The 18,414-nt window shown below is 39.0% G+C and carries 16 protein-coding genes; 4 read left to right on the top strand and 12 right to left on the bottom strand.

Annotated elements, in window-relative coordinates; translation table 11 throughout:
* Positions 1-33: 33 nt before the first annotated feature.
* Both ABH902_RS01340 and ABH902_RS01335 read left to right on the top strand, forming a co-directional pair.
* Entirely contained in the window at positions 34-960 is a 927-nt protein-coding gene (locus ABH902_RS01340) for a manganese-dependent inorganic pyrophosphatase (RefSeq protein WP_404588729.1), read from the top strand.
* Between the two features lie 85 nt (positions 961-1,045).
* Positions 1,046-1,936: a DUF1803 domain-containing protein gene (locus tag ABH902_RS01335; RefSeq protein WP_404588728.1), complete on the top strand. Its 891-nt coding sequence runs from the start codon at positions 1,046-1,048 to the stop codon at positions 1,934-1,936.
* 45 nt (positions 1,937-1,981) lie between these two features.
* Here the strand turns inward: ABH902_RS01335 and ABH902_RS01330 are convergent, their stop codons facing one another.
* Positions 1,982-2,515 carry a DUF2179 domain-containing protein gene (locus ABH902_RS01330; RefSeq protein WP_404588727.1) on the bottom strand — a complete coding sequence of 178 codons (534 nt, stop codon included), beginning with the start codon at positions 2,513-2,515 and terminating at the stop codon, positions 1,982-1,984.
* Positions 2,516-2,687: 172 nt separating this feature from the next.
* On the opposite strand from ABH902_RS01330, the gene cls reads away from it, so the two are divergent.
* Positions 2,688-4,148: a cardiolipin synthase gene (cls, locus tag ABH902_RS01325; protein ID WP_404588726.1), complete on the top strand. Its 1,461-nt coding sequence runs from the start codon at positions 2,688-2,690 to the stop codon at positions 4,146-4,148.
* A gap of 278 nt (positions 4,149-4,426) precedes the next feature.
* Here cls and ABH902_RS01320 read toward each other — a convergent pair whose 3' ends face one another.
* The 10 genes from ABH902_RS01320 to cysK all read right to left on the bottom strand — a co-directional run bounded on the left by ABH902_RS01320 (position 4,427) and on the right by cysK (position 16,231).
* Positions 4,427-4,903, bottom strand: coding sequence for a hypothetical protein (locus ABH902_RS01320; protein ID WP_404588725.1), 477 nt, complete (start codon positions 4,901-4,903; stop codon positions 4,427-4,429).
* Positions 4,904-4,920: 17 nt separating this feature from the next.
* Positions 4,921-5,130 (bottom strand): helix-turn-helix transcriptional regulator, encoded by a 210-nt coding sequence (locus tag ABH902_RS01315; RefSeq protein ID WP_404588724.1) that lies wholly within the window; start codon positions 5,128-5,130, stop codon positions 4,921-4,923.
* Between the two features lie 187 nt (positions 5,131-5,317).
* The gene (gene metA, locus ABH902_RS01310; RefSeq protein ID WP_404588723.1) at positions 5,318-6,250 is read right to left on the bottom strand and encodes a homoserine O-succinyltransferase; all 933 of its coding nucleotides are present in this window, start codon (positions 6,248-6,250) and stop codon (positions 5,318-5,320) included.
* A 144-nt stretch (positions 6,251-6,394) separates the two neighbouring features.
* Positions 6,395-8,338 carry an Ig-like domain-containing protein gene (locus ABH902_RS01305; RefSeq protein ID WP_404588722.1) on the bottom strand — a complete coding sequence of 648 codons (1,944 nt, stop codon included), beginning with the start codon at positions 8,336-8,338 and terminating at the stop codon, positions 6,395-6,397.
* Positions 8,338-11,478: an Ig-like domain-containing protein gene (locus ABH902_RS01300; protein WP_404588721.1), complete on the bottom strand. Its 3,141-nt coding sequence runs from the start codon at positions 11,476-11,478 to the stop codon at positions 8,338-8,340. Before ABH902_RS01300 ends, ABH902_RS01305 begins: the two co-directional genes overlap by 1 nt.
* Positions 11,479-11,920: 442 nt before the next feature.
* Positions 11,921-12,568 carry a YitT family protein gene (locus ABH902_RS01295; protein ID WP_404588720.1) on the bottom strand — a complete coding sequence of 216 codons (648 nt, stop codon included), beginning with the start codon at positions 12,566-12,568 and terminating at the stop codon, positions 11,921-11,923.
* A gap of 117 nt (positions 12,569-12,685) precedes the next feature.
* Positions 12,686-14,035: an NADH oxidase gene (locus ABH902_RS01290; RefSeq protein WP_404588719.1), complete on the bottom strand. Its 1,350-nt coding sequence runs from the start codon at positions 14,033-14,035 to the stop codon at positions 12,686-12,688.
* 252 nt (positions 14,036-14,287) lie between these two features.
* Positions 14,288-14,668, bottom strand: coding sequence for a RidA family protein (locus ABH902_RS01285; protein WP_404588718.1), 381 nt, complete (start codon positions 14,666-14,668; stop codon positions 14,288-14,290).
* Positions 14,668-15,114: a peroxide-responsive transcriptional repressor PerR gene (gene perR / locus ABH902_RS01280; protein ID WP_404588717.1), complete on the bottom strand. Its 447-nt coding sequence runs from the start codon at positions 15,112-15,114 to the stop codon at positions 14,668-14,670. Before perR ends, ABH902_RS01285 begins: the two co-directional genes overlap by 1 nt.
* Before the next feature lie 184 nt (positions 15,115-15,298).
* Positions 15,299-16,231, bottom strand: coding sequence for a cysteine synthase A (gene cysK / locus ABH902_RS01275; protein ID WP_404588716.1), 933 nt, complete (start codon positions 16,229-16,231; stop codon positions 15,299-15,301).
* A gap of 166 nt (positions 16,232-16,397) precedes the next feature.
* On the opposite strand from cysK, the gene ABH902_RS01270 reads away from it, so the two are divergent.
* Complete coding sequence (locus ABH902_RS01270) at positions 16,398-17,393, top strand: 4-hydroxy-3-methylbut-2-enyl diphosphate reductase (RefSeq protein ID WP_404588715.1); 996 nt, start codon at positions 16,398-16,400, stop codon at positions 17,391-17,393.
* Positions 17,394-17,455: 62 nt separating this feature from the next.
* Here the strand turns inward: ABH902_RS01270 and ABH902_RS01265 are convergent, their stop codons facing one another.
* A complete protein-coding gene (locus ABH902_RS01265; protein ID WP_404588714.1) occupies positions 17,456-18,310 on the bottom strand; it encodes a glucosaminidase domain-containing protein in 855 nt (284 codons plus the stop codon).
* Positions 18,311-18,414 lie beyond the last annotated feature (104 nt).

Raw genomic sequence — 18,414 nt, 5'->3', positions numbered from 1 at the left:
TAGGGAAGAACAAAAGGAGAGTGAACAGTTCATATGTCAAAAATTTTAGTATTTGGCCATCAAAATCCTGACACTGACGCAATTGGTGCAGCGATTGGCTTTGCGTATTTACAAAAAGAACTTGGAAAAGATACGGAAGCCGTAGCACTTGGTGCTCCGAGCGAAGAAACACAATACGCTTTGGATTATTTTAACGTAGAAGCCCCAAGAGTAGTAGAAAGCGCTGCTCCTGAAACAAATTTAGTGATGCTGGTAGATCACAATGAATTTCAGCAGAGTATCTCCGATATTGAAGCTTTGACGATTTTGTCTGTTGTGGATCATCACAGAATTGCGAATTTCCAAACCGCTGATCCGCTGTATTATCGAGCAGAGCCTGTTGGTTGCACAAGTACGATTGTCTTAAAAATGTTCAAAGAAAACAACGTAACTATTCCAAAACAAATCGCCGGCATGCTTGTCTCTGCGATTATTTCAGATACATTATTGTTCAAATCACCAACCTGTACACAGGAAGACATTGATGCAGCAAACGAACTCGCTGGAATTGCAGAAATCAGCTTAGAAGAATACGGCTTGGATATGCTGAAGGCTGGAACGAATTTAAGCGACAAAACAGCAGAAATCTTATTAGATCTTGATGCAAAAAGCTTCCCGATGGGTGCTAAAAATGTCCGGATTGCTCAAATCAATACTGTTGATTTAAACGAGGTATTGGATCGTCAGGCTGAATTAGAAGCCGCAATGACTGCTGCGAATGCAGCAAACGGCTATGACATGTTCATTCTGATCATTACTAATATTTTAAACAGTGACTCTGAATTACTCGTGATTGGCGACTCGACAGATAAAGTAGAAGAAGCGTTTAAGGTGAAGCTGGCAAATAATCGGGCCTTTCTGAAAGGTGTCGTTTCACGTAAAAAGCAAGTTGTCCCTCAATTAACTGAAGCTTTCAGCTAAAAAAACGAAAAACTGCACGTGGAAAAGCTTTCCAATGCAGTTTTTCTTATTTATAAAATCACAGAGAAAAGATGAAGGTGAGCTTTTGGCAAAAATCACATACTATTTCGGTACAAAAAACAACAAACAATTAAAAAAAATCACGGCAAATCCCTTATTCCATCAGGTTGTTGAGTATCTCACACAGCAGCCGAATGTCATTTTGCGACAGCTAAAAGCTGCATTTGAGAAGGAACCGCATTTTGATGTTTTTCTGGATCAGCTGATTAAATACGAACTTTTGGAACGCAAAAACAGACGTTATACATTGAATTTCCCGATCTTTTCTTCGAGTGATTTTGCTGTACCAGAGGAAGTTATTCTTGAAATCCAGCAAATGAAACAAGAGAAACTAGAGTTCGGCTGTTTTCTCATGGGACAAAGGCTTTGGCCGCTCTTATTTACAGAAGAGAGCTACTTTTTTGGTGTTGATTCAGGAAAATCTTCCTTGCATTTTCTTACTAAAACGGAAGTAGGGAATGAAACGTTATCTTTTATTTCGATTACCCCAGATGATAAGAAAGAGGTTACGGCTGCTAATTATTTTTCCGTTCTTGCAGAAGGCGGAGAAGTACCCAGCACCTTTCAGACGCTGGAACAATTAATTGGTGACGTTGACGTGGACTATTTTGTGCTGCAGACGCGGCGGATCTTGCGCTCGTTAAAGCGGAACAATTCCAAGCGTAATATTTTCCAAGAGGCTTTAGTTGAAACCGGGACGCTGCAAAAGGATGAGCAGGGAAGTTATAATTTAACTTTACCGGTAATAAATAAAGATTTTTCTATAGACATTCATACACCACAGTTACAAAAATTAGTACATGAATTAAATAAATTGCCAGTCAATCAGCGTATGTTTTTTAAAAAGCAATTGTACAGCTTGCTTTTTCATACTTATTTTTCTGAAAACAGCAATATTAGCTACATTATCAATTAAGGTTACTATAAATTTATTATGTAAACTAATAAATGGAAGTCACGTTTAGTGATTCCGTTTGCGCACTTTTTTTGTCCAAAAGCCACCAGAGATAAATTTAGGCTCATAAGAAATAATAAAGGCTCTAGGCTCTTTTTCATTGATTAAACGGTATAGGCTACGTTCATTTTTACGTGGTGAAAGTATTTCTAAAATCAGACGTTCGCCTTCACGTCCTGTACCATAGCTTTCAGTCACGCCATAACCGTTTTGCCGTAAAATCTCTGGAAGATTGGCTTGTTCAGTATAAGTAGGTAAAATAGCTGTAACCATAATATAGCCTAGAGCAAGATAATCTTCAATTTTTATTCCTACACTGATGCCAACCGCATAGCCTAAGGCGTAGACGATTAGATTAAGCGGGTTATCCAGACGATTCAGCACCATGCTTAAGCCTAAAACGTAAATCGTAATTTCGGCCATGCTAACAAGGGGGGCGATCAGACGGTAGCCTTTCATCGTTAGCATAAAACGAATCGTATTCAGTGTAATATAAGAAAAATTAATCAAAAAAATAGTCAGCAGCATTTTTATGTCCATAGCAAAATCCTCTTTTCATCCATTAGCATCATTCATAATATTATAGTACAGATTAGCCATAATGAGAACTTAAACGTTTATAACAGAAAACAAAAAGTGTTATTTGTTGGAGGAACAACCAGTTTTTGCTATAATCAAGACACTATGTAGTTAAAGGGAGAAATGAACCTAGATGAAATATTTTATTCTCACAATGGTGGGATTGCTGTTATTGAATACCACTGCAGCGTTAATCACTGTTTTTAGAAAACCCCGAAGCATTTCAAGTGTTTTGGCTTGGATTATGACCTTATTATTTTTACCTGGCATTGGCTTTATTATTTATTTATTCTGTGGTCGAGGGATCGATGGTCAAAAGGTTTTTAAGTTAACCGATTATGATAAAAAAATGATTAGCGAAATTAAGCAGAAAGTGGATCAGGATAATCTAAAAGCAAGCGATTCTTTGGATATCAATTTGCTGACAGATGCTCGTGTATTGAACAAATACTTTCGCAATATGGATGCTTCACCATTGTCCAAACGAAACAATTTAGCCATTTATACCGATGGCAAAGAAAAATTTGAAGCTCTCTTCGAAGATATTCGTCAAGCCAAAGAAACAGTTCACGTCGAATACTATTCCTTTTTCAATGATCGGATCGGCAATCGTTTTTTAACGCTTTTATGCGATAAACTGAAAGAAGGGGTCGCAGTTCATTTAATTTATGATCCCTGGGGTTCTCCTGGTGCCGATAAGAAGTTTTTCAAGCGGTTCGTTGACTTAGGAGGGGAGGTAGCGCCTTTTATTACCTCTAAAGATACGATTCGTAAAACAAGATTGAATTACCATTTACATCGAAAAATTGTCGTGATTGACGGCAAAATCGGCTGGACAGGGGGCTTCAATGTCGGCGATCAGTACCTAGGAGAAAGTAAAAAATTCGGTTATTGGCGCGATACTCATATTCGTTTAGTTGGAGCGTCTGTTTTTTCATTGCAGGAAATCTTTATTATGGACTGGAATGCTTCAGTCGGACATGAAGAACAAAAAATGGCTTATTTAGAAGAGTATTTCCAATTTGCCGAAGATGAAGAATTAAGCGAGCTGTCTTTACAAATTGTTTCTGATGGACCGGATTCTGAAGAAGAAATTTTAAAAAGCGGCTTTATCAAAATGATTTTGGCAGCGGAAAAGTCGGTTTGGATTCAAACACCGTATTTAATTCCCGATGACAGTATGATTAATGCGTTATTAATTGCGACACGCTCCGGAATCGATGTTAGAATTATGATTCCATGTATGCCGGATCATCCGTTCATTTACCGAGCCACTCAGTATTACGCAAATTACCTGCATCTTCGAGGAATTAATGTGTACATGTATCAAAATGGCTTTCTGCATGCTAAAACAATGATTATAGATGATGAAATCTGTATGGTCGGAACTACCAATCAGGACATTAGGAGCTACGCACTTAATTTTGAAGTAAGTACATTTATTTATGATACCAAAATTGCGTGGCAGTTAACAAAAATATTTGAAAAAGATATGGAACAAAGTATTTTGTTAACGGATGAAATAATAAAAAAACAATCTCATTGGTTAAGATTTAAGCAAAATTTCTCGAGATTATTATCGCCGATTTTATAGCTTTACAAAACACTCGCATGAATCTCTTTAAAATAGTAGATTCATGCGAGTGTTTATTTTTCTAAATAGTCGTATTTGTCTAGGATTATGGAGAAAGAGAGACCGAATTTCATTAGATAAAAATAGACTTTTATTCTAGTTTACATAATATACATTATACAAAGTAGTTTGTTATGAATAATTAAATTGGCAGACCATTCGAATTCAGTCCTATGTACCTTTTGTCTGTACAAAAAAACACTCAGCTTTAATAGTTCCTGAGTGTCGTATCTAATGTCCTATAGTCTATGATCATAAACAATCCAAGAAACCATATAGATTAAAAACGCAGCAATCAAACAACTACCGATGATCACTATACAGAACATTCGTAAAACAATTGCTGAAGTAATGAAAATACTGATAAAAAGAGCCATTGTAAAAACAACTGCTATATAATAAACTAAAGCTCGATACGTTACTTTGGCTGCTTTTAATCCAATTAATTTTTCTCGTTCGTCTTGCGCGCTTAATTCGCCCTCTTTAGTATTATAACCGTCTTTAGCTCCGATTTTCTTTGCATAAGCTAATCTTGCCAATGAAAAAAGAACAATGCTGATAATGAAAAGTAGCCAGGTAGCATTGAAATGAATTTCTGTATTAAATTCTCCATAAGTTGTACTGAATGTTGATGTTGCAATAGTTTGACACGTGCAAATAATTAAAATGACAGCGATGACTGTATTTCCAATTTGCTCAAAGATTACTTTTCTCATATTACACACTCCTGAAATTATTCATAGTTCTCTTGCAGCTCAAAAATTTCTTTAATGTCGACCTGTAATACATTAGCAATTTGAAATGCCAACAACAGTGAAGGTATATAATTCCCCTTTTCTAAAGAAACAATGGTTTTTCGGGATACCCCTACTCTTCTTGCCAACTCTTCTTGAGTAAGCTTATTTTGTTTGCGAAATTCTTTTACTCTATTTATGATTAACATATGAAACTCCTTAAAGATGAGTAGTTAACTTCTCATATACATTATATATCACAAGAAAAGTGAAGTCAACTACTCATTTTTGGTTAATAACCGAACCTAGTTTACATAACAATATTATAGTAACTAGGTTCGGTAGTCTTCAATAGATAGTGAACATAATAAGATTATAGTAAACTAAGTTAGCATTCTATTCTCTTCCCTCTTCCAATAAATCGGTTAAATGATAAGGTGTGTTTTGATATACAGCGTAATTTAACCAATTAGAAAATAACAAAGATGCAGCCATATGCCAACGCAGCTGTGGTTTCTGATCGCAGTCATTCGCGGGAAAATAATTTTCAGGAATTTTAGGGGTGATACCTTTTTCCTGATCGCGCATAAATTCTTGCTGTAACGTTTTTCGGTCATATTCTAAATGCCCCATTGCATAAAAGGCCCGATTATTTTTATTTCCTACTAGAAACACGCCAGCTTGTTCCGAAGAAGCCAAAATTTCCAGCCCATCAATTTCTCTGATATCTGCTTCCGTCACTTCCGTGTATCTTGAATGAGGAGCGAAAAATAAATCATCAAAGCCTTTCAAAATACTCCAAGTTGAATCTAGCACTTCATGCTCATAAACGCCAGATAGCTTCTGGTTCAAAGGATATTTATGAATACCATGATGATAATATAAGCCAGCTTGAGCTCCCCAGCAAATGTAAAAAGTAGAAAATACATGCGTGTTGCTCCAAAGAAAAATTTCTTTCAGCTCCTGCCAGTAATCAACCTCTTCAAAGCGTAATTGCTCAACAGGTGCTCCTGTGACAATCATCCCATCATAAAAACAATCATTGATTTCGGAAAATTTATGATAGAAACGTTCTAAATGTTCGCTGGAGGTATTTTTGGTCTCATGACTACTCATATGTAAAAACTCAATATTAATTTGAAGCGGTGTATTACTCAACAATCTTAATAATTGCACTTCGGTTTCAGCTTTTTTAGGCATTAAATTTAAGATTAAAATGTTTAAAGGACGAATATCCTGATGCATGGCCCGATCTTCATCCATAACGAATATTTTCTCTTTTTCTAACACTTTGATCGCAGGTAATTCCTTGGGAACTCGAATTGGCATGCACGTTTCCTCCTTCTCTATGTATTCTTTTATTTTACGATAAATAGTAAGATAAGGAAAGATTTATTCTAATAAAAAACCTACAAGAGATTGGTATATCCCTTGTAGGTTTCAACATATGGAAGGTTGTGATGCAAGTTAGCTTTACTCTTTGTTTCTACGTTTGAATGAGAAGAATCCTAAAGCACCGATCACTATAGCACCTAAAATCCCCCAGTTATTTGGTGTTTCACCATTATTTGGAAGATTTTTTTGAGAACCGCCGAGTGTGCGGTAAGTACCTGTTCCTCCGCTGGTTGTACCGTTCCCATTGTTTCCTGTACCAGTGCCAGTATTGTTCATGCCATTGCCACTGCCGTTATTGTTAGTATTTCCACCGTTGTTCGTACCAGTACCGCTTCCGTTGCCATTATTGTTGTTGCCATTACCATTTCCTGAATCTGGATCGGCTGGTGTACTGAACAAAGCAACTGAACTTTGATTATTTGCATCGTCTTTCGCAATTGCCTGTAATTGCTCATTAGCGCTTGCTAATCCTACTGGGATCGTAATTACGAAAGTCCCATCCTCCGCTGCAAGTGGGGCAAATGTCGCGAATGGAGTGAATGAACGATAAAGCTGTACTTCATTTCCAACTGGCTGAATAGCAGATGCTGTAGCCTGACTTAAAAGTTGTTGATCAGAATTATAAATTTCTACTCTGTTATTCGGCGTTGCTTTTCCATAAACTGTATAGCCTGTTAATGAAGTTCCTTCTACTCGGTCAATGATTGGCGTTGCCACAACAACGTCTGGGTCAGCTGGTGTAACAAATGGTGTGGCAGAACTCATATTTCCTGCAGAATTCTTCGCAACAGCTTGTAATTGTTCATTGGCAGTCGCTAATCCTTCTGGAATCATTACACTATAGTTTCCTTCTGAGCTAACGACCGCTGTACCTAGAATCGAGCCGTTCGCATTGCGGATCTCTACAGTATGTCCTGCTGTTGCTTTACCAGTAACTGTGTAGCCGTCCATAGAAGTACCAGTGACATCATCGACTGTTGGTGCAGCAACTTCAGAGGTTACTGAATCGGCTGGAGTCATAAACAACGTTTCGGAACTTGTATTACCTGCATCATCTTTAGCGATAGCAGATAATTGTTCTCTTGGTGTTGCTGAACCAGCAGGTAAAGTGATCGTGTAATCGCCATTTTCGTCTGCTACAGCTGTACCGATTGTTGTTCCTCCAGTATTTCTAATTTCAACAGTATTGCCAGCCGTTGCTGTACCTACGACTGTATAACCATTTGCAGAAGTTCCAGTGACATCATCAACTGTTGGTGCAGCTATTGTTACTGAATCTGCCGGTGTTGTAAAGTTTGTGCCTGGACTTGTATTACCATCTGCATCTTTGGCTGTTGCTGTTAATTGTTCATTTGGTGTTGCTGAACCGGCCGGAATTGTAATAGTATAATCTCCATTGCCATCGGCAGTTGCTGTACCAATTATTGTACCACCAGTATTTTTCACTTCAACTGTGCTGCCAGCAGGTGCCGTTCCTGTTACTGTATAGCCAGCTGTTGAATTGCCTGTGACACTATCAACTGTTGGTGCAGTCACTGCTACGGAATCAGATGGTGTAGTGAAATTTGTTCCTGGGCTTGTATTGCCATCTTCATCTTTCGCTGTTACTGTTAATTGTTCGTTTGGATTTGCAGAGCCAGCTGGAATCGTCACAGTATAATCCCCATTTTCATCGGCCGTCGTTGTACCGACAACTGTTCCTCCGTTATTAGTCACTTCTACAGTGCTTCCGCCAGGAGCTGTTCCGGTTACCGTATACCCGTCTGTTGAATTTCCTGTCACTTCGTCAACGGTTGGCGCAGTTACTGTTACTGGATCAGCCGGTGTGGTGAAATTCGTTCCCGGACTCGTATTACCATCTTCATCTCTCGCTGTCACTGTTAATTGTTCATTTGGCGTTGCTGAGCCGGCCGGAATAGTTACGGTGTAGTTTCCATTTCCATCGGCTGTCGTTGTGCCAACGAACGTGCCACCGCTATTCTTCACATCTACAGTAGTACCTGCCTGAGCTGTTCCGGTCACTATATAACCGTTGAAAGTTGTTGGTTCGGATTGGCTGAACCAGGTAATAAAGTAATCGTATAATCACCATTTCCATCGGCTGTCGTTGAACCAAGCACTGTACCACCTGTGTTTCTAATTTCCACAGTATTGCCTGCCGTTGCTTTACCAGTTACTGTATAGCCGCTTGTTGAGTTTCCTGTTACACTGTCAACTGTTGGTGCAGCTATTGTTGTTGGATCTGCCGGCGTTGTAAAGTTTGTGCCTGGACTTGTATTACCATCTGCGTCTTTAGCTGTTGCTGTTAATTGTTCATTTGGTGTCGCAGCCCCCGCTGGAATTGTAACGGTATACGCTCCGTTTTCATCCGCCGTTGCTGTCCCGATTGTTGTGCCGCCTGTATTTTTCACTTCGACTGTGCTATCTGCCGGAGCTGTACCAGTCACTGTGTAGCCACTTGTTGAGTTTCCTGTTACTTCGTCAACGGTTGGAGCAGTAACTGTCACTGGATCAGCCGGTGTGGTGAAAGAAGTAGCTGAACTTTGATTGTCGTCAGCATCTTTAGCTACAGCAAACAATTGTTGATTTGGATTAGCAGAACCAGCCGGCAGTATAACAGTGAAATCACCATTTTGATTTGCTATTGCTGTACCTAGCACTGTACCGCCTGTATTTTTGATTTCAACAGTATTGCCTGCGGTTGCTTTACCAGTTACTGTGTAACCGCTTGTTGAGTTTCCTGTTACATTGTCCACTGTTGGCGCAGTCACTATTACTGGATCAGCTGGCGTCGTAAAGTTTGTGCCTGGACTTGTGTTGCCGTTTTCATCCTTTGCTGTCACTGTTAATTGTTCATTAGGATTCGCAGCACCTGCTGGAATCGTAACAGTGTAGTCGCCATTTTCATCCGCTGTTGCTGTTCCGATTGTTGTGCCACCTGTATTTTTTACTTCAACGGTTGTTCCAGCCGGTGCTTCTCCCGTTACTGTATAGCCGTCGGTCGAATTCCCTGTTACTTGATCAACGGTTGGAGCAGTAATCGTTACTGGATCAGCTGGTGTGGTGAAATTAGTACCAGAGCTTGTGTTATTATTCGCATCTTTAGCTACTGCAGTCAATTGTTGGCTAGGATTTGCAGCACCCACAGGTAAATTAATAGTGAAGTCACCATTTCCATCTACTGTCGCTGAACCAAGCACTGTACCGCCTGTATTTTTGATTTCAACAGTATTGCCTGCGGTTGCTTTACCAGTTACTGTGTAACCGCTTGTTGAGTTTCCTGTTACATTGTCCACTGTTGGCGCAGTTACTGTTACTGGATCAGCTGGCGTCGTAAAGTTTGTGCCTGGACTTGTGTTGCCGTTTTCATCCTTTGCTGTTGCTGTTAATTGTTCATTTGGTGTTGCTGAACCAGCGGGGATTGTCACTGTGAAGTCGCCATTTTCATCTGCTGTCGTTGTACCAATTGTTGTTCCACCTGCATTTTTCACTTCAACTGTGCTGCCTGCCGGTGCTGTTCCGGTTACCGTATAACCAGCTGCTGAGTTACCAGTGACATTATCAACGGTTGGAGCAGTTACTGTGACAGAATCTGCTGGTGTGGTGAAAGGTGTAGGTGTACTTTCATCTTCACCATCAATTGCCACCGCACTTAAAGATTCATTTGCACTTGCTTGGCCTTGTGGAATAGTGACTGTAAAGTCGCCGCTGCCGTTAGCTACGGCTGTGCCAATTGTAGTTCCGGCCGCATTACGAATTTCTACCGTATTTCCAGCAGTTGCCTTACCAGTCACTGTATAACCAGCTGTAGAATCTCCTGTAACACTATCAACAGTCGGCGCAGTTACAGTCGTTGTTGAGTCTGCTGGTGTAGTGAACGATGTAGGTGCACTTTCATTTTCGCCATCAATTGCCACCGCATTTAAGGATTCATTTGCACTTGCTTGGCCCTGCGGAATAGTAATTGTAAAGTCGCCGCTACTATTGGCTACTGCAGTACCGATTGTAGTACCAGCCGCATTACGAATTTCTACTGTATTTCCAGCAGTTGCTGTTCCGACAACGGTATACCCTGAACTCGAATTACCCGTTGTGCTAGTTACGACAGGCTGTGCGACAGTTGAAGCCGTTCCTGGAGCATAATAAACGTTTGAGACACCATTTGCTGTACTGATTAAAGAAACGTCAATTGCATCTGCTTTGACCACTGTTCCAACGAAACGAGCATCTAAATTTTGACTTAAATTGGTAGGGCTAGTAATCGTTGTCGGAATAGATACCGTTGTCGAGCCGAGAACAGAAGCATCAGCTAACTGATTGACTCCGCTGCCGCCAACATTTACTAATGGAAGAGCTACATTGATTGCCGTATCGACTGTTCCTTTTACAGGAAGTAACGCAGCATTAATCGCCGTTGCCACAACATTGCTGGCAATTCCGCTGCCTGTAGCTTGTAATTCGTCTACAGCTGCTTTTAAATCTTGGAGTAATCCAGAAACATTTTGTGCTAGTACTAAACCTAATCCGTCGTCTAAGTTTGCAGAAATATATGACCCGTCTGCAGCTAATACAGCATTTGTATTAAAAGTTGCACTGCCTAAGTTTTCAAGATTATTAATAGCATCAATTTTTTGATTTACATTCGTTAAATTTAACGTAACGCCGGTTAAGCTGCCCAAAGTTCCGTCAAGAATATCTGTCAATAAATTCGTTAAATCATTAACGGCATCCAGAGTTCCTGTTAAAAATGTTAAGTCGCTAAGGGTAAGAGTAACGTTTGTATTAATAGTGGCTGTTCCATTGGTTGCGACATTTCCCCGCAATTCATTTGGAATAGCTAAAACTGCTTGTTTTGTTCCACTTGCAACAGCAGAAGCGCCGACAAGTTCACTGCCAGAAATAGAAAAATTGACATTTTGAGCTGAGCCATCAGCCGTCCAGCGATTTGCTGTGGTGGTTCCGCTATCATTTGAACTATTAATGTTTGATAAAATCTCTGCATCTAAAACAGCTGCTGATGCAGTAATACCGCCTGGTAAATAAAATGTTAACGGAACTGCCAAAGGTGCAATCAGTAAACTACTAGTCATCGCGATTGAAACTGCCCGATATTTATTTTGCTTTTTTGATTTATTCATCTTTTTTGGTTTACCATTTTTCATGATTATCCTCCTCTTTACTTAACCGTGCAACACAAAACAAACAAATAGAAGCCTCGCCATAAAATTCAATTTTCTCCCCTTTCGCTAAAATAATTAGGAACAAAAAAATTAACTTCTACCATTGGATTTTATAACCTTTATAATATTTTTGGAAATAATATGTTTTGAAAAAATGCACTTTTTTATTCAATATTATTTATTTTTTTAATATATAGTGACTTAAAAACGTCTTAAAACCTGATATAACGGATTATCCCGGCTTGTATATACTTTTTAATATCAAATTATTATCAACAAAAATATATTTAATGTATTATTCAATTTATATCCGATTCCTTGATTAACTATCGTTAGCGAGCAAAATAAAAACCTTTAGATTAAACTTAAATTACACGTTTAATCTAAAGGTTTTTCGTATACTTATTAGTTACAGATTCAAGAACTATGCAGCTTTTTTAATCTTTTGAACCCCTTTATCAATCAAAGGCTCACTCACGTTGTTATTCCAGAAATCAATCAACGGTCCTGTAAAGAAGGCGTTAATTACTGTACCAACACCAACAGGGCCGCCAAAAACAAAAGCTAGAACCACAAAAAAGATATCCTGAGCAATCCGGATGATCCTATACTGACTCTTCGTATAATCAACGATTATCGGAGCAATGGCATCATACGGAGCGTTCCCTAATTTTGCCGACATATAAAAGGAAGCACCGAACGTAAATATAATGATTCCTACAATCAAAAAGACGACCTGCAAAATGATAGTCATTTTCGTCGTAAAGAAAGCATCGAATAATCCTGTATAAAAATCAATAAAAAAGCCGGTAAGAACCATGTTAATAATTGTACCAATGCCGATATATTTCTTTTCAAAAATGAAAACTAGAATCAGTATGACAATGTTCACTATTAACTGATACACGCCCAAGGACAATCCAAGTGTCTCGCCAATGCCTATATTCGCTGCTGTGTAAGGATCTAAACCAACCTGTCCAACCCGCAGCAAAGCCGCGCCAAACGCTAAAATAGCGACCCCTGCCAAAGCATAAAAGGAACGCAATACTAATTCTTTGTTATTTCTTCCCACATAAATTCACCTCACTCACTTATAGCTTCTCAAAATTTGCTCAAAAAGGCAACCAATCCACTTATGTAATTAAAACAAGATTGCCTCTTGTTGGAAACAATCTTGTTTTGAAATATTTTATTTATTTGTTATATCTTTTAATGCTGCTTGTGCTAATAAATTCAAATAGTTCCATGGACGGTCGAAATGAGGCTGGAAGAAAAAGTCAGATATAGCTAGATCTTCTACAGTCATTTTATTCTGTACAGCTAATGACAACGTGTTAGCCGATTGCGTAATATCGTATTTAGACATCAATTGTCCGCCAACAATTCGGTTCGTTCCTTTTTCATAAACTAATTCCATATATACCTTTTCAGTTGTAGGCATGAACTCTGGACGATAATTATCTTCAAATACAGTTGCTTCAACATCCAATCCGTTCATCTTTGCACTCTCCAAAGTTACCCCGGTAGAGCCGATTTTCCAACCAAATAAATATAAGCCGGATGTTCCTTGCGTGCCACGATAAGCTAACGTGTTTTCAGCGATATTATATCCTACCAGCAGTCCTTGACGAACAGCGTTGGTTGCCAAAGGAATATAATTTGTTGTACTGCTCGGATTGTAGTGAACTACTGCACTATCACCTGCAGCCAAAATATCCGGGTTGCTGGTTTTCATGTATTCGTCAACAATAATCGCACCATTTGGTAGCATTTCTACTTTATCCTTAAGTAATGAAGTGCTTGGACTGAAACCAACACACATAATAACTAAATCTGCTTCAAATTCTTGACTTGGAGTAATCACTTTATTCACTTGTCCGTCAGCGTCAGCCTGAAATTCTTTGACGTTTTCACCGAGTGCTAAAGTGACGCCACGATCCACTAATTCTTTTTCTAAAATATCGGTAAAAGGTTTATCCAAATATTTATTCAAAATGCGATCCAGTCCGTCAATTAAGGTTACTTCTTTGCCTGATTCTACAAAGGCTTCCACTAGTTCAATACCAATATAACCGCCGCCTACAACGACCACTCTTTTAGCTTCTTTGGCACGTTCAATAATAACATTGGCTTGATTGTAGTTTTTACATAAAAGAATATTTTTTGCTTCAATTCCCGGAATTGGCGGAATAATCGGCCATGAACCTGTTGTCATTACTAATTTATCATAAGAAACTGTTTCTTCTGATCCGGATTTCAGATCTTTGGCTGTAACAGTTTTATTTTCAACGTCAATTGACTCAACCTCATGTTCCATTTTAACAGTTGCACCTAAAGAAGCAAGTTCCTCGGGATTAGAGTAAAACAAGCCGGCTGCATCTTTCACAACACCGCCTACGTATAGAGCGATTCCGCAAGAAAGAAACGAAACATTGTCATTTCTTTCAAAAACAGTAACCTCTGCCTCCGGGTGATTCGTTAAAATACTTTTGACAGCTGAAGTTCCAGCGTGTGTACATCCTACGACTATAACTTTCATATTGTGACTCCCCTCATTCTTGAAAAATTATTCACCAATAGTTTCCTAACGCTACTGGTCTATGGCAAATATAACAAAATAATAGCGTAGGTTCGAGTTCTTTGCTTGTGAATCCTAAGCCTATTTTTTCACAAACTCTTTGAATTTTAACGAAATTTTTATATTAATCAGATTAAAATTAGTCATAAATACTGCTAAAAAAGAAAAAAAGCTAAGAGATTCATCATCTCTTAGCTTGTGAAATTATCTGGATTACTGAATAACTTCAGCAATAATCTCGATTTCTACAAGAACGTCTTTCGGTAAACGAGCCACCTCTACTGCTGAACGTGCGGGTAACTGCTCCGTAAAAGCTTCTCCGTAGACTTGATTAAATTCTTGAAAGTCATTCATGTTTTTCAAAAAACAAGTGGTTTTTACAACATGATTGAAATCAGTTCCTGCTTCTTTTAAAATAGCAGCTATGTTTTCTAACACACGCTTGGTCTGTTCTGTAATCGTGGTTCCTACCACTTCACCGGTTGACGGATCCAGTGGTACTTGGCCAGAGGCAAATAATAAACCGTTCACAATATTGCCTTGAACATAAGGACCGATCGCTTTAGGTGCATTATCGGTATGTATCGATTTCATTACTCCAACTCGCTTTTTTCTAAATTTTGACATTCTGGACACAATCCGTACAGCTCTAATCGATGTTCGTTAATTTCAAAGCCGGTCAATTTACTGGCAGCCATTTCAACATCTTCAAGTCCTGGATAGTGAAAATCAACAATTTTGCCGCAGTTTTGACAAATCGCATGGTAATGTTTTTTTGAACTAAAGTCAAAACGGCTCGAAGCATCACCATAACTCATCTCTTGAACAAATCCAATTTCTGTAAATAAGCGTAAATTATTATAAACAGTCGCTACACTCATATTAGGGAAACGATCTTCCAAAGAACGATAAATTTCATCAGCGGTCGGATGGCTGTGATTCTCAATAAGATATTCTAAAATAGCGTATCTTTGAGGAGTAATACGAATATTGGCTTCTTTTAGTTTTTCAAGTGCATTCTTTACCAATATATTATCCATTTGGTTCTCCCTCCCATTCTTTCTCTTAAATAATACTATGTCTGGGCTGACTTGACAACAACATTTGCATAATAAAGCACAAAATATACGCATTCCTTTTGATTATTTTTTCTTTTTGACTTCTTTTTTGGAATAATTATTTATTAGAAGGAGAAAAACAGCTGTTCTTCTCCTCATAACTTGCTTAAACTTCCGGAAAGTCGTAAAGAACAGTAGAAAGATATCTTTCCCCATTATCAGGAACAATCGCCAACACTTTTTTACCGGGGCCTAAATCTGCTGCAACTTTAAGTGCAGCAGATACTGCTGCTCCCGCAGAAATACCAGCTAAAATACCTTCTTGCGTGCCTAATTTACGTGCCGTTTCAATGGCATCTTCGCTAGGAACGGCGATCACTTTTTCATAGATTGTCGTATCCAGTACTTTTGGTATGAAACCAGCACCAATTCCTTGAATTTTATGCGGACCAGGGTTTCCTCCTTCTAAAACAGGAGATTCTGTCGGCTCAACTGCTACAATAGAAATATTCGGATAGACACGTTTTAATTCTTTACCAACACCGGTAATGGTTCCGCCAGTTCCGACTCCGGCCACGAATGCATCTAAGCCAGATGCCGCAAAGACATCTTGAATTTCCTTTGCTGTCGTTTTCTCGTGAATTTGCGCGTTTGCCGGATTTTCAAATTGCATGGGCATAAAGTAGCCATCTTGTTCAGCTAATTCAGTCGCTTTAGCAATGGCCCCTTTCATTCCTTCGGCACCGGGTGTTAATAATAGCTCTGCACCATACGCCTGCATTAATTTTCTACGCTCAATACTCATTGTATCAGGCATGATAATCACAACACGGTACCCCTTCGCTGCACCGACCATCGCCAGCCCAATACCGGTGTTTCCGCTTGTCGGTTCAACAATGGTATCACCTGTTTTTAGTTTACCCGCTTTTTCCGCTGCTTCAACCATACTTAGAGCAATCCGATCTTTTACACTGCCGCCGGGATTAAAAAATTCAAGTTTAACATACACATCAGCAGCATTGTCAGGGGCCAAGTTTGCCAGCTTCACTATAGGTGTTCTTCCAATTAGTTCTGTTACTGAATTAAAAATTTGTGTCATGATCGTGCCCTCCGTCTGTTCTTTTTCTTAATAATAGCTTATATTTAATTGTACGGCTACCTTTTTGCTATTGTAAAGTAATTGATACGGACTTTTTAAACAAATTTAATAAAAGTGGTGTATAGTTAAGACGTTACTAAATTGAATTCACAGGAGTTATTTATAGATGAGGATTGTAAATATTAGCCCCCGAGGTTATTGCTATGGTGTCGTGGATGCAATGGTTATTGCCAGAAATGCTTCTCTCGACGAAACATTACCCAGACCGATCTATATTTTAGGAATGATCGTTCATAATAAGCATGTAACGGATGCCTTTGAGAGTATTGGTATTCATACCTTGGATGGTGCAAATCGAGAAGAAATTTTGGCTCAGATAAATCAAGGAACTGTTATTTTCACTGCACATGGAACTTCTCCCAAAGTAAAGGCTTTAGCAATCGAAAAGGGTTTAACGGTAATTGATGCTACCTGCCCGGATGTTACGATTACACATGAATTAATTAAAGAGAAAGTCAACGAAGGTTACAAAGTGATTTATATCGGCAAAAAAAATCATCCGGAGCCAGAAGGAGCTGTCGGTGTGGCACCTGAACATGTGTCTTTAGTTGCCACTGCTGAAGATGTCGAACAGCTTACATTGTCCGCTGAAAAGATCTTTGTAACGAATCAAACAACCATGAGTCAATGGGATGTCAGTGATTTGATGGCGCTTATTCAAAAAAAATATCCCCATGTTGTTATACATAAGGATATCTGCAAAGCGACTCAGATCCGTCAGGAAGCTGTTGTTGAGCAAGCACAAGGTTGTGACTTAACCATTGTAGTCGGTGACCCTAAAAGTAATAACAGCAATCGTTTAGCACAGGTTTCAATTGAGCAGGCGCACGTTCTGGCCTATCGCGTGGCGGATGTCTCACAAATAAACCCTGAGTGGCTCAAAGGCGTCAACCAAATAGCTGTCACTGCCGGAGCCTCAACTCCGACTCAAATTGTACGGGAAGTCATTGAATACCTGCAACAATTTGATGAAAAGGATCCAGCTACTTACACTAAGGAAACCAATGTTGCAGACGAAGCTATTTTACCACGGCCGCGTATTAAGGATTTAACAAAAAACAGAGAACGACGTTTAGCTGAATTACGATCAGGCAAACGTTAAAAAAAGGCAGAGGCAAAACTATATGTAAGTTTTGCCTCTGCTTTTTTAATAGATAACTACTTTTATCCTACTTGTAAAACCTGTCCTACAGTAATCAATTCAGCGGATAAACCATTCAATGCCATCAGTTGATCTACTGAAAGTCCATTACTTTCAGCAATAGACCATAAGCTATCTCCGGAAACGACTTTGTATGTTTGGCCAGTAGCTGATGCTGTACTTTGACCAATCGTTTGGTCTGAAGCTTCAACAGCTGCTGGTTCCCCGATTCCGCTGGTTCCCCAATCGTAAGCCGTTAAATTATAAGTTGCAATTAAAGAATTTAATTTTTCTGCGTAATTCGGATCTGTAGCGTAACGCCCTGCTAAAGCAGCAGTCGCTTCGGTATAACTAGTGGTATTGCTTTTCCAAACACCGGAATAATGGTAATCACCGCTGGAATTTAATGTGGTCCGAATCACGTTGGCGTGATCCTGAAATGATTCTGCGTAAGAAGAATAACTTCTAAATGGTTCGTTCAATGTCACCCATTCCCCATTTAAATATTCTGATGTGGGCATATAGACAGTTTGCCCCGCATAGCTTCCTTTAACACCAAATAAATTATAGTTGGGAGCGGCAGCCAGACCAGATGTTCCATAACTACTTTCAAGCAATGCTTGTGCAATCATTACAGAAGCATACAAATCATTTTCATTTGCCACGGAGGCAGCAGAATAACCAATTGAATCAATAAATGCTTGTTGCGCTTCTGCCCCGCTATTTGCTACTTCCGCTTGAGCATTCGTTGGTAGAACACTTCCAGCGATAGGTAGAAAAACAAAAGATGCGCCCATAAGTGCTGCCAATTTTTTATTACTGAAATGAACAGTTTTATTCACTGCATGCCTACTGCTTCTAGTCAATCTTTCTTCCATTTTTGTTCCTCCTCAATCAAACTCATAAGCAAATTTTACTGAGTTTAATCAAGAATCACAATTATTTAGACTTAAAAATTTATAATTTAAAGCCCTCGTAACTC

The sequence above is a fragment of the Enterococcus sp. UD-01 genome (assembly GCF_044909655.1).
Lineage (GTDB): Bacteria > Bacillota > Bacilli > Lactobacillales > Enterococcaceae > Enterococcus_L.
Note: the sequence above shows the minus strand (reverse complement) of the source record. Positions and strands in the feature narration are given on the sequence as shown.

What these genes read in the sequence shown, in the direction of transcription:
- ABH902_RS01330 (WP_404588727.1), bottom strand. Translation starts at nt 2,515, where the DNA reads ATGGACATAAAAATGCTGCTGACTATTTTTTTGATTAATTTTTCTTAT.
- cysK (WP_404588716.1), bottom strand. Translation starts at nt 16,231, where the DNA reads ATGACACAAATTTTTAATTCAGTAACAGAACTAATTGGAAGAACACCT.
- metA (WP_404588723.1), bottom strand. Translation starts at nt 6,250, where the DNA reads ATGCCAATTCGAGTTCCCAAGGAATTACCTGCGATCAAAGTGTTAGAA.
- perR (WP_404588717.1), bottom strand. Translation starts at nt 15,114, where the DNA reads ATGGATAATATATTGGTAAAGAATGCACTTGAAAAACTAAAAGAAGCC.
- ABH902_RS01340 (WP_404588729.1), top strand. Translation starts at nt 34, where the DNA reads ATGTCAAAAATTTTAGTATTTGGCCATCAAAATCCTGACACTGACGCA.
- ABH902_RS01315 (WP_404588724.1), bottom strand. Translation starts at nt 5,130, where the DNA reads ATGTTAATCATAAATAGAGTAAAAGAATTTCGCAAACAAAATAAGCTT.
- ABH902_RS01285 (WP_404588718.1), bottom strand. Translation starts at nt 14,668, where the DNA reads ATGAAATCGATACATACCGATAATGCACCTAAAGCGATCGGTCCTTAT.
- ABH902_RS01320 (WP_404588725.1), bottom strand. Translation starts at nt 4,903, where the DNA reads ATGAGAAAAGTAATCTTTGAGCAAATTGGAAATACAGTCATCGCTGTC.
- ABH902_RS01265 (WP_404588714.1), bottom strand. Translation starts at nt 18,310, where the DNA reads ATGGAAGAAAGATTGACTAGAAGCAGTAGGCATGCAGTGAATAAAACT.
- cls (WP_404588726.1), top strand. Translation starts at nt 2,688, where the DNA reads ATGAAATATTTTATTCTCACAATGGTGGGATTGCTGTTATTGAATACC.
- ABH902_RS01300 (WP_404588721.1), bottom strand. Translation starts at nt 11,478, where the DNA reads ATGAAAAATGGTAAACCAAAAAAGATGAATAAATCAAAAAAGCAAAAT.
- ABH902_RS01270 (WP_404588715.1), top strand. Translation starts at nt 16,398, where the DNA reads ATGAGGATTGTAAATATTAGCCCCCGAGGTTATTGCTATGGTGTCGTG.
- ABH902_RS01290 (WP_404588719.1), bottom strand. Translation starts at nt 14,035, where the DNA reads ATGAAAGTTATAGTCGTAGGATGTACACACGCTGGAACTTCAGCTGTC.